Annotated in this window: 12 protein-coding genes; all 12 read left to right on the forward strand. The window is 28.6% G+C overall.

The window, feature by feature from the left end; genetic code table 11:
• Window positions 1-11: 11 nt before the first annotated feature.
• Window positions 12-1316: a ComEC/Rec2 family competence protein gene (locus I6E17_RS06030; protein WP_235236173.1), complete on the forward strand. Its 1305-nt coding sequence runs from the start codon at window positions 12-14 to the stop codon at window positions 1314-1316.
• 17 nt (window positions 1317-1333) lie between these two features.
• The gene (locus I6E17_RS06035; protein ID WP_235236175.1) at window positions 1334-2077 is read left to right on the forward strand and encodes a site-2 protease family protein; all 744 of its coding nucleotides are present in this window, start codon (window positions 1334-1336) and stop codon (window positions 2075-2077) included.
• Between the two features lie 9 nt (window positions 2078-2086).
• The gene (locus tag I6E17_RS06040) at window positions 2087-2665 is read left to right on the forward strand and encodes a YigZ family protein (RefSeq protein ID WP_235236177.1); all 579 of its coding nucleotides are present in this window, start codon (window positions 2087-2089) and stop codon (window positions 2663-2665) included.
• A 148-nt stretch (window positions 2666-2813) separates the two neighbouring features.
• Window positions 2814-4229 (forward strand): TolC family protein, encoded by a 1416-nt coding sequence (locus I6E17_RS06045; protein ID WP_235236179.1) that lies wholly within the window; start codon window positions 2814-2816, stop codon window positions 4227-4229.
• Between the two features lie 12 nt (window positions 4230-4241).
• Window positions 4242-5444, forward strand: a complete 1203-nt coding sequence (locus I6E17_RS06050; protein WP_235236181.1) for an HlyD family secretion protein — start codon at window positions 4242-4244, stop codon at window positions 5442-5444.
• A gap of 9 nt (window positions 5445-5453) precedes the next feature.
• The gene (locus I6E17_RS06055; RefSeq protein WP_235236182.1) at window positions 5454-6944 is read left to right on the forward strand and encodes a DHA2 family efflux MFS transporter permease subunit; all 1491 of its coding nucleotides are present in this window, start codon (window positions 5454-5456) and stop codon (window positions 6942-6944) included.
• Window positions 6945-7127: 183 nt separating this feature from the next.
• The gene (locus I6E17_RS06060; protein WP_176829007.1) at window positions 7128-7730 is read left to right on the forward strand and encodes a DUF445 domain-containing protein; all 603 of its coding nucleotides are present in this window, start codon (window positions 7128-7130) and stop codon (window positions 7728-7730) included.
• A gap of 17 nt (window positions 7731-7747) precedes the next feature.
• Window positions 7748-8737, forward strand: a complete 990-nt coding sequence (gene ruvB, locus I6E17_RS06065) for a Holliday junction branch migration DNA helicase RuvB (RefSeq protein WP_176829008.1) — start codon at window positions 7748-7750, stop codon at window positions 8735-8737.
• A 5-nt stretch (window positions 8738-8742) separates the two neighbouring features.
• Entirely contained in the window at window positions 8743-9165 is a 423-nt protein-coding gene (locus tag I6E17_RS06070; RefSeq protein WP_176829009.1) for an RrF2 family transcriptional regulator, read from the forward strand.
• 9 nt (window positions 9166-9174) lie between these two features.
• Complete coding sequence (locus tag I6E17_RS06075; protein ID WP_235236183.1) at window positions 9175-9891, forward strand: RsmE family RNA methyltransferase; 717 nt, start codon at window positions 9175-9177, stop codon at window positions 9889-9891.
• Window positions 9878-11191 carry a tRNA (N(6)-L-threonylcarbamoyladenosine(37)-C(2))-methylthiotransferase MtaB gene (gene mtaB / locus I6E17_RS06080; protein ID WP_235236184.1) on the forward strand — a complete coding sequence of 438 codons (1314 nt, stop codon included), beginning with the start codon at window positions 9878-9880 and terminating at the stop codon, window positions 11189-11191. Before I6E17_RS06075 ends, mtaB begins: the two co-directional genes overlap by 14 nt.
• Window positions 11181-12170, forward strand: a complete 990-nt coding sequence (locus tag I6E17_RS06085) for a LytR C-terminal domain-containing protein (protein ID WP_176829012.1) — start codon at window positions 11181-11183, stop codon at window positions 12168-12170. Before mtaB ends, I6E17_RS06085 begins: the two co-directional genes overlap by 11 nt.
• Window positions 12171-12175: the final 5 nt, after the last annotated feature.

Below are 12175 nucleotides of genomic sequence, written 5' to 3' on the forward strand. Positions count from 1 at the left end.
AGGGGCAGGTTATGGGCAGCATAATATTGGCAGCAGTTGAAATTTTAACAGCAGGGGCAGGGTTATACTTTGTCCCTTTTTTTACATTATTTTTTATGTCAGCATTTTTTCTTCTTTATCTTTATTTTGGTTTTAAAATAAGAAAGCCTGTTTATTATATAGTTTTGATTATATTTTTGCTAAGAGTTTTATTATCTGTTGACTTTGAAGGGTTTAACAGAGAAGGAATGATTGAAATTAAAAGTAATATAGTAAATGGAAGAGGGAGGGTAGAAAAAATAGAAAATAAATTTCCTTTGGAAAATATTTATATTTCCGTTGAAAATATACCTGATGGAAAATATATTTTCTATGGATTTGGAGAAAAAATTTCTGATAAGTATAATTTTTATGATTTTAAAGTAAAAGATAAAAAAGAAATTCCTTTAAATAGATTTGAAGTATTTTTTGAAAAAAGATTTCAAACTTTAGAAAAATATCTATCTAATAGATGCAGCAATTTTTTAAAAGGAGTAGTTTTAGGAGAAAGAAGGTATATTTATGATAATATAAGAGAGAAATTTACTTACTGTGGAACAGCTCATCTTCTTGCTATATCTGGACTTCATATAGGAGTTGTTACAGGGATAATTCTTTTTATATTAAATATTTTTAAAATGAAGAGAGAAATTAAATATGGTCTTGCCTTAATTTTTCTTACATTTTATATGCTTGGAATAACAGATAGTCCTTCAGCTTTCAGAGCCTATATAATGGGAGCTGTTTTTCTTACAGGGAAAATATTTTATGAAAAAAGTGATATAAGAAAATCGCTTGCTCTTGCAGTTATAATAAATCTTATTATAAATCCTGTGTCTCTCGGAAATTTATCTTTTATATTTTCTTATCTTTGTTTATTTTCAATCGTATACATATATCCTGAATGGCGTATTGTAAAAGAAATAAAATATAAAAATATTTTAAATTTTTTAATTTTTACAGGAATAATTCAAATTTTTATAACTCCAGTATCAGTTTATTTCTTTGGAACGATTCCTTTTCTTTCATATTTTACAAATTTTATTCTTACTCCTATTGGAATGATTTTTGTAACACTTGGATTTATAAGTTTTTTTATTCCAGAGATATTTATTTTGGCAGTCTCTCCTTTGCTTCAAGGAATTTATAATATGATAGAGGTATTATTAAACTTTTTCAGTAAGATTCCCTATCTAATAATAAAGTACGATGGTGATTTAACATTGAAATTTATAATTTTTATTTATATAATATTAGCTGTCTTATTTTTAAAAAAGAAATTATATAGAAAAAAATAAGTTAAGGAAGGAAAAATATGTTTGATGAAATTAAAAGATATTTTGAAAGATTAAAGTATGAAAACGGAGGATTTCCAATAGGTGTAAAAATACTTGGAATAATTATTTTTGTATTTTTTATATATAATGTTGGTTTTAATTTAATATTTAGACCATATATTCTTATATATATTTTTATTCTAATATTTTCTTTGCTCCTTCATGAATTAGGACATGGATATATGGCGAAATTATGTGGTGATAATACAGCCTTATATTATGAAAGACTTTCATTAAATCCTTTGAAACATCTTGATCCTTTAGGAACAATTCTTCCAGTTCTTTTGATTTTAGGAGGTTTTCCTGTTATAATGGGGTGGGCAAAGCCAGTTCCTGTAAATTATAATTATTTGAGAAATGGGAGAAAGGGAGAATTTCTTGTAGTTTCTGCAGGAGTTATGGTAAATTTTTTACTTGCATTAATAGGAAGTATTATTTTTAAATATTACCCATTTACAACTTATGTAGGGGCAGATATTGTAGGATATTTTATACATATAAATATAATTCTTGGAGTTTTTAACCTTATACCGATTCCTCCTCTTGATGGTTCAAGAATAATAGCAAGTATGGGAGATGAAAGTTTAAGATATAAGGTTTTTGATTATGATAAATATGGTTTAATTCTTATAATTTTTCTTGCATGGACAGGAATTTTAGGAAGAATGATTTATACTTTGTCAAAAGGAGTATATTTTTTAATAAATCTTATTATTTTTTAGGGAGAGCCGATGAGGACAGTAGGAAAAGAGTGTGTTATTGAATTTGAAGAAAAAAAATCAAAATTTATAGGTTATATAAAACCTATATCTACAAAGGAAGAAGCAGAAAAATTTATAGAAATGATAAAAGCTAAGCACAGTGATGCTACTCATAATTGTTCAGCTTATAAAGTTACTGATAATGGACAGGAATATTTTAAAGTAGATGATGATGGAGAGCCAAAAGGGACAGCTGGAAAACCAATGGGTGATATAATAACTTATATGGAGGCAGAAAATCTTGCAGTTGTTGCAACTCGTTATTTTGGAGGGATAAAACTTGGTGCAGGAGGATTGGTAAGAGCTTATGCTAAAACTGCAAAACTTGCGATTCAGGAAGCAGGAATAGTTGATTATGTTAAAAAAGTAGTTTATATACTTGATTTTGGATATGATAAAACAGCTGAGGTAGAGCAAGTAATTTATAAAAATGGAGATGAAATTATAGAAAAAGGATATCATGATAGAGTAACTTATAAAGTATCTCTTTCAGAAGAAAGTATAAAAGAGCTTATAGAAAAACGGGACATTGTAATGATAGATGTATAAAAGGGAAAAGGGCATTTAAATATGTTAAAAAATTATTTTTTAACTATTTGACTGCTCTTTTTTTTATTTTTATTTAAACTTTTGCAGGATTTTTTACTTCTAATTAGGGTATAAATTTTTTAAAGAAAAAGGAGGAAAAAACAGAAGAATGAACAAAAAAATAATTTTTATGTTTTTAATGATTTCTTTTGCAGGATGTTCTTTGATACCTAAAACAGAAACCAGAGAACTAGTGAGAGCAAAGGATATTATTACAGGAACAGAAGAACAGGAAAAACTTATTTTTACAGAAGACAACTGGTGGAGCATTTATGATGATGAAACTTTAAATAGTCTTATAAATTTAGTTTTATCAGAAAACAATGATTTAAAAATAGCACAGCTTAATATAGAAAAATCAAATGAAGCTGTTAAATTAGCAGAGGCTCAAGGGGGACTGCATATTGACTTTTCAGGAAATTTTAAAAGAGAAAAGACAAGTAAAAATGGAACAGTGCTTCCTCCTTTTGGTGGAAAAATATTTAATATAGGAACTCTTGGACTGGAAGCTGGATATGATGCTGATATTTTCAATAAGTTTAAATCTTTAGCTGAAGAACAAAAATATCGTACTGAAGCAGTGAAAATAAATTCAAAGTGGATAGAAATCAATGTTGCAGGAAAGATAGCAAAACTTTATGTTTATTGGAAATATTTGCAGGAAGAAGAAAAAAATCTTACAGAGCAAAAAAATATATTGGTAAAAGTAAAAAATCTTTATAAAAAATCAATAAAAATAGGAACAGGAACAGAAGAAAATTTATGGACTCTTGAAAATAATATAAGACTTTTAGATTCTCTTATAGAAGAGAACAATATGAACAAACAGATAACTTTAAATAATTTAAATATTCTTGCAGGAAATGAGAGTTCAGAGAAAATAAAGGAGATATTATCACAGAACACTTGTAGTATGGATACTATTTTTGCAGAAAAAGTAAAAATACCTCAAAGTATAAATTCAGATATAATAGTTTCCAGACCTGATATAGAATATTATTTAATGCTTATAAATGCTCAGGAAGAACATTTAAAATCAGCGAAAGCTGATTTTTATCCTCGGTTCAGTATAAACGGATCATATGGATTTGAAGCAGTTAATTTTAATAATGTTCTTAAAAAGGGATCTATTTTAGGATTTATAGGACCAAGTATTTATCTTCCTATTTTTCATGAAGGAAGTATAAGAAGTAATTATAAAATAGCAGGAATAGATTTAAATATCTTTATTGAAGAATATAATAAAGCTGTTATAAATGCTTATAATGAAATAGGCAATGAACTTTATAAGACAAAAACTTTAAAAAAATCACTTTTAAATTCAGATATGAATATTATAAATGAGAAAAAAATACTTCATGAAAATGAAAAGAGACTTAAAATAGGAACAAAATCAGAATATGAATATCTTTTAGATAAATATAATTTTACAGAAAAGATTCTTTCAAATAAGCAGAAACACTTAAAATATTATGTGCAGCAGTTAAATTTAATAAATGCAGCAGGGGGATCATATAGAAAGTAGGAGGAAATTAACATGGATGAAAATAAAATTGATGAAAAAAATATAAAAAAAGCAGAAAATTATATAGATGAAAAAGATAAAAAAGAGCAGGATAATAAACAGAGGAAAAAAGCTTTGGGAAAAATGTCTTTGTTTATTTTTATTTTAATATTAATAGGTGCAGGTTATGGAGCTTATTGGGTATTTTATGGAAAGCGTTATGTTAAAACAGAAAATGCTTATGTAAACAGCAGTCAAAATGTTGTTACAGCACAGACATCAGGGCGTATAAAAATAATAGCTGCAGAAAATACTCAGGAAGTTCAGAAAGGTCAGCTGATAGCCTCAATAGATGATACAGATTATAAAATAGCTTTAGAAAATGCAGCGGCTGATTTAGGAAAATCAGTCCGTGCTTACTTTAATTTAACTTCTAATGCAGGACAAATAGAAGATGAACTGATTTCAAGAGAAAGTCAGTTAAAGAAAGCAGAGACAGATTTTGCTATGGACAGAGCCTCTTATAATGCAGGACTTATAAGTAAACTTCAATATGAAACAAGCAAAAATAATTTTAGAATAGCTCAGGCTGCGGTAAATCAAAGTAGAAAAGCTCTTATAAATGCTAAAACTCAGGCAGAAAGTAGTTCTATCTATAATCACCCTGATGTTCAAAGAGCAATTGCAGCTTATAAAAATGCTTATGTAAATCTTATGAGAACAAAAGTTTATGCCCCTGAAAGTGGAAAAATAGTAAAAAAATCAGTCTTTTTAGGACAACAAGTTAATCCTTCCCAAGAACTTATGACTATTATTAATTTAAAAAATATATGGGTAGATGTCAATCTTAAAGAAACTCAGATGAAAAATATTAAAATTGGTGACAGAGTAAGAATGAAAAGTGATATAAATGGCAAAATATACAGTGGATATATTCAAGGAATTTCAGCTGGAACAGGAAGTGCACTTTCTCTTATTCCAGCTCAGAATGCAACAGGTAACTGGATAAAAATTGTTCAGAGAGTTCCAGTCCGTGTAGTTTTTGATGAGGACAGTCTCAAAGAAAATGGAAATATTCCTGTTGGAAGTTCTATGACGGTTGAAATAAATACAGATATAATAAATAAAAATATAGTTCCTTATGAAAGAGAAGAATCTAATCTTTATACAGTTGATGAAACTGAAATGAATAAAGAAATTGATAAAATAATAAAAAATAATATAGGAAAAAAGTAGGAGGCTGGTATGGGAATATCATTAGACATTATACTGGCAACTGTTGCTCTTTCAATAGGATCTTTTATGAATGTTCTTGACAGTACCATTGTAAATGTTTCTCTTTCACATATTGCAGGAGATTTTGCTGTTGCTCCAACACAGGGGACATGGGTTATAACATCTTATGCTGTATCTGAAGCTATTTTTCTTCCTCTTATAGGCTGGCTTACAAAAAGATTTGGAATAGTAAGACAATATATAATGGCAACACTTTTTTTTACAATAGCAAGTGTTTTATGTGGAATAAGTTTTAACTTTGGATTTCTTCTTTTTGCAAGAGTACTTCAAGGAATAGTTGGAGCAAGTATGATTCCTCTTTCACAAACTCTTATGATGGGATTTTATCCTAAAGATAAAAAGGCTGTTGCTCTTGGAATATGGTCTATGACAATAATTCTTGCTCTAGTTCTTGGTCCAGTGATAGGAGGATGGATAACAGATTCGTTTTCATGGAGAGGATGTTTTTATATAAATGTGCCTTTTGGAATTTTATCTACATATGTAGTTTATTATATCTTTAAGAAGAGAGGATATAAAGATAAAACAGAAAAAGCTCCTATAGATATAGTAGGACTTATATTTTTAACAATAGGAATATCATCTCTTCAAATAATGCTTGATAAAGGAAATGACCTTGATTGGTTTTCAAGTAAAACAATAGTAGTTCTTGCAATACTGGCTTTTGTATTTTTAACTCTTCTTACAATATGGGAATGGTATCATAAAGATCCTATGGTAAATATAAAACTTTTTCTAAACAGGAATTTTACTGTTGGAGCACTGAGTATTTCAATAGGATCAGCTGCTTTTTTCGCTTCTGTTGTGGTAATTCCTTTATGGCTTCAAAACTATATGGGATACACAGCTTTTAAAAGTGGTATGGCAACCTCAACTCTTGGAATAGCTATAATGTTTATAGCTCCAATTCTTGGAACACAGCTTAATAGATTTGATGCAAGAAAGGTTGTTGTATTTGGATTTATATCTTTTACAATTTCAAGTTTTGCAACAGGAAACTACACTCCAGATGTAACAGCAGGGTATATAGCTTTTTCAAGATTTCTTTCAGGAATAGGTCTTGGTTTTTTCTTTTTGCCTCTTAATACAATTACTCTTTCTGAAATTTCAGACAGAGAAATGGCAGGAGCTTCAGGACTTTATAATTTTATGAGAAATATAGGAAATAGTTTTGGTACATCTCTTTCTGTAAATTTTTGGAATCACAGAATGGCAATACATCATCAGGATATGGTGGCAGCAGTAAATACAGGAAATCCAAATTTTATATCTTATCTTCATAATACAGCAGGAACATTTCAAGATAAACTTGTTGTAATAAATAATATAATTACAGAGCAAGCTGCTATAATGGGAGTAAATGATATAATAATTGGAAGTGGAGTTCTTATTCTGCTTTTAATTCCTCTTGTAATGCTTGCAAGAAAAACAAATAAGTAAAATTTTCACAGGCTCTGATTTAAAAATATGAGCCTGTGATTTTTTATTTTTTGAAATCAGAAATGAAATAAAAAATAATTTTATAAAAGTAATGAAACCCAATAAAAAACTTTAAAAAAACAGTGTTAAATGATATAATAATTTATAAAATAGATAAAGAATATAATGGGAGAATATGGCAAAATGATACTTAAATGTTTTTTACTGGTTTTAATAGGAGCATTGATAGGATGGATAACTAATTTTATTGCTATCAAAATGCTTTTCAGACCATATAAAGAAGTTAATTTAATTTTTTTCAAAATACAAGGACTGCTTCCTAAAAGAAGAAATGAAATAGGAAATAGCATTGCAGAAGTTGTTAATAATGAACTTGTGTCTATAAAAGATATAATATCAAAAATATCATCTGAAGATATAGAAGAAAATATAGGTGCTGTTGTAGATAGAATACTTGAATCAAGGCTGAAAGAGGAGATTATTAAAAATTTTCCAATGGCAGCATTTTTTTTGAGTGAGTCTATGCTTGATAAAATAAGAAATATTATAAAACAAAGCATTTTAGAAAATAAAGATGAGATGATGACAGTTTTTGCAGAATATCTTGAAAGTAAAGTAGATATTAAAAGTATTATAGTTGAAAAAGTAAATGCTTTTTCTTTGGAAAAAATTGAGGAAATAATAATTACTCTTGCAAAGAAAGAATTAAAGCATATTGAGTATATAGGAGCAGTTCTTGGAGGAGTAATAGGACTTGTACAGTTTGCTGTTGTAACATTTATTTAAAGGAGCAGAGATTTTTAATGGACAGAATAGTTACAGACAAAGAGCTTGCCAATGAAACAGATTCTCAGAAAAGTCTCAGACCAAAAAGATTTTCAGAATATATAGGTCAGACAAATTTAAAAGAAAAAATGGGAATATTTATTGAAGCAGCCAAAAGAAGAGGAGGATGTATAGACCATACACTTTTATATGGACCTCCAGGACTTGGAAAAACAACTCTTGCTGGTGTAATTGCCAATGAGATGAATGTAAATCTTAAAATTACTTCAGGTCCTGTTCTTGATAAGGCAGGAGATTTAGCTGCTATACTTACATCTCTTGAAGAAAATGACATTCTTTTCATAGATGAAATACACAGGCTTAATACTTCAGTAGAGGAAATTCTTTATCCTGCTATGGAAGATGGAGAGCTGGATATAATAATTGGAAAAGGGCCAGCTGCAAGATCTATAAGAATAGAACTTCCAAAATTTACTCTTATAGGTGCAACAACAAGAGCAGGGCTTTTAAGTTCTCCGTTGAGAGACAGATTTGGTGTAAGTCATAGAATGGAATATTATACAGAAGAAGAACTTATACAGATTCTTATAAGAGGAGCAAAAGTTTTAGGAGTAGAAATAGAAAGAGAAGGAGCTTCTGAGATTGCAAGAAGAAGCAGAGGAACACCAAGAATAGCAAATCGTTTTTTAAAAAGAGTAAGAGATTATTCTGAAATAAAAGGAAATGGAATTATTACAAAAAGAATAGCAGGAGAAGCGTTAAGACTTTTAGGAGTTGATAATGAAGGTCTTGATGAACTTGACAGAAATATTATTTTTTCAATAATGAAAAATTATGGAGGAGGTCCAGTTGGTATAGAGACTCTTTCACTCCTTCTAGGAGAAGATAAAAGAACAATAGAAGAGGTTTATGAACCTTATTTGGTTAAAACAGGATATATAAAAAGAACTCCAAGAGGGAGAATGGTAACCAATAAAGCAAAGGAACATTTTGAAATTAAGGAGTAGAAAAAATGAAAATAAGTACAAAAGTAAGATATGGTTTAAAAGCACTTGTTTATATAGCAGATGAAAGTTCTAAAGGAAGACTTGTAAGAATAAAAGAAATTTCAGAAAAAGAGGATATTTCAGTTCAATACCTTGAACAGATTCTTTATAAACTTAAAAATGAAAATATAATTGAGGGAAAAAGAGGGCCTAACGGAGGATACAGACTTATGAGTGAGCCTGAAAGTGTAACTCTTTATAAGCTCTATAAAATTCTTGATGATGACACAAAAGTTATAAACTGCAATGAAAATGTAAAAGAAACAAAGGACTGTAATGAAGAAAATTGCAATAATAGTTGCATTTGGAGAAAACTAGACAGCGCTATGAAAGAAATTTTAAAAAGTACAACACTGGCAGAACTTATAAAAAACAGAGATATGATATAGGAGTTTATTGTGATAAGTGTTATAATAGAGAGTAAAAATATTAATCTTGATAAAATTATAATAGATGATAAAAATGATGTTAATCATTTAAAAAACTCTTTCAGGGTTAAAGAGGGAGAAACTGTAAGAGCTGTTGATGGTGAAAATGAATATATCTGTAAGGTAGCTGTTATTGATAAAAAAGAAATCACTCTTGATATTGTTGAGATAAAGAAAGATACAACAATAAAAAATACAGAAATAACAGCTGGATTAAGTATAATCAAAAATGATAAGATGGAGCTTAGTATTCAAAAACTTACAGAAATAGGTGTTGATAAAATAATTCCCCTTGAAACTAAAAGAACAATTGTAAAACTAAATGGGAAAAAAGATAAATGGGATGTTATTGTAAAAGAAGCAACAAAACAATGTCAAAGAGTAAAGCTTCTTGAAATAGAAAATATAAAAAAATTAAAAGATGTAGATTATTCACAGTATGATTTGGTAATTGTTCCTTATGAATGTGAGGAGGAGTACAGTTTAAAAAATCTTTTAAAAGGACTTGAAACTGTACCAAAGAAAGTTCTGTACTTAATAGGAGCTGAAGGGGGCTTTGATATAAGCGAGATAGAATATCTGAAATCAATTGAAAATATAAGAATAGTTACACTTGGAAAAAATATATTGAGAGCAGAGACAGCTTCTATCGTAGTAGGAGGAATATTAGTAAATGAGTTTCAATAAAAAAGTAGCATTTTATACTTTAGGCTGTAAAGTAAATCAATATGAAACAGAGAGCCTTAAGAATAAACTTATAAAACTTGGATATGAAGAAGTGCCATTTGAAGAAAGTGCAGATTTTTATGTTATAAATTCATGCACAGTTACATCTGTAGCAGATAGGAAAACAAGAAATATTCTAAGAAGAGCTAAAAAAGCAAACGACAAATCAAAAGTTATTGTTACAGGGTGTTATGCTCAGACAAATGGAAAAGAGCTTCTTGAAATAGATGAAGTTGATTATGTTGTAGGAAACAGTAATAAAACAGAGGTTATAGACCTTATAGAAAATATAGAGGGGAAATCATCTTCCTCTCATGTTGTGCTTAGTGATATTTTTAAAGAAAATGAGTATAAAGAACTTGAATTTTCAACATACAGAGAAATGTCAAGAGCTTATATAAAGATTCAGGATGGATGTAATAATTTTTGCTCATACTGCAAAATTCCTTTTGGAAGAGGAAAAAGCAGATCAAGAAAACTTGAAAATATAATAGAAGAAGCAGAAAAATTAGCAGCAGAAGGTTTTAAAGAAATAATTCTTATAGGAATAAATCTTGGTGCATATGGAGAAGATTTTGATGAAAAGATAACTTTTGAAGATCTTCTTGAAGCTGTAGTTAAAGTTGAAGGAATTACAAGAGTAAGAATAGGTTCTATGTATCCTGATAAGATTAATGGCAGATTTGTTGAAATAATGAAAAATAATAAAAAAATAATGCCACATCTTCATATATCTCTTCAGTCATGTAATGATGAAGTCTTAAAGGGAATGAGAAGAAAATATGGAACATCGCTTATAAGAGAAAGACTTTCTCTTTTAAGAGAAAATGTACCTAATATAGAATATACAGCAGATGTTATTGTAGGTTTTCCTGGAGAAACAGAAGAAATGTATGAAAGCAGCAAACAGATGATAAAAGAAATAGGTTTTTCTACACTTCATGTGTTTCCTTATTCAGAAAGAGAAAATACTCTTGCAGCTTCTTTTGAAAATAAAGTATCTCCTGCTGAAAAGAAAAGAAGGGCAGCAGATTTAGAAAACTCTGAAAAAGAAAGTGCTGTAGAGGTAAGGAAAAAGTATATAGGAAAAGTTCTGAATGTTCTTATTGAAGAGAAAAAAGGAAACGGATACTATGGATACAGTGAAAATTATCTGAGAGTAAAAATAAAAGATAGGGAAGATTTAATTTTAAATGTAAATGATGAAGTTAATGTAAAAATTACTGGGTGTGAAAAGGAGTTGTTGACAGGTGAAATTTAACAGAAATAAATCGTCAAATCCAAGAGTAAAATATGTTCTTGGAGGTTTCATTGTTTTAGTTGTGCTTACAGGAACTTTAATTTATAATCTTATAAGTGGAAACAAAGATATAAAAGAGTGGGACAGATATATGATTATAGGAAAGGATAATATATTTGTAGTTTATGAAGATAAACTTGCAATAAAAATTCCTTTTGACATTCAAGTTGATAAAGATATAAGTTTCAGAGATTTAATAAAAGTTAAAAACTATGAAGAAATTTTAAACAGAGTAAATGGAGTTCTTCCTGAAAAAGTTGAAAAATATAAAGTTATAAAGTTTGGAGAAGTAGACATTAATGTTAAAAATGCAAGAAATATTCCAGAAGTTATGATAAATGACAGAAGACATATTTTAACTTCAAATATGGAATCTATGTTTGATGATCTTTTAAGAGAGAAAGATATGAAAAATATTGCAAATGAAAATATAATAGTTGATATATTAAATGCAAATGGAAGAGCAGGACATGCAAGAAGAACTGGAGAAAAGCTTCGTAAAGAATTGGGAGTTAAATTTAATGCAGCAAACTATGAAACAAACGGGGAACAAAGTTATGTTATAGTAAATGATCTTCCAAAAGAAAAAGTTGAAGAGCTTGTAATGTCTATTAATGAAAAATATTTTAAAATAAAAGAAGATGCTACAATACCTACACTTGCTAATGTTGTGTTTGTTCTTGGAAAAGAAGAAAGAAAAATATTTAATGTTGAAGTAGTTGGAGACAGTGCAACGGCAGGTATTTATGCAGATACTCTTAAAAAAGATGGTTATAATGATGTAACACAGAAAAAAGAAGCAGTAAAAGGTACAGATACTCTTATTAACTACAATAAAGAGGATTACTATATAGCATACAAAATAGGAAAAAAACTTGGAATTGACAAATTTGTTGAAAAAAATGATTTACAAAACAAAATTGTTGTAGTTGTTGAATAATTTAT

Origin of the sequence: Fusobacterium perfoetens, assembly GCF_021531595.1 — a bacterium.
In the GTDB taxonomy this organism is placed as follows: Bacteria; Fusobacteriota; Fusobacteriia; order Fusobacteriales; family Fusobacteriaceae; genus Fusobacterium_B.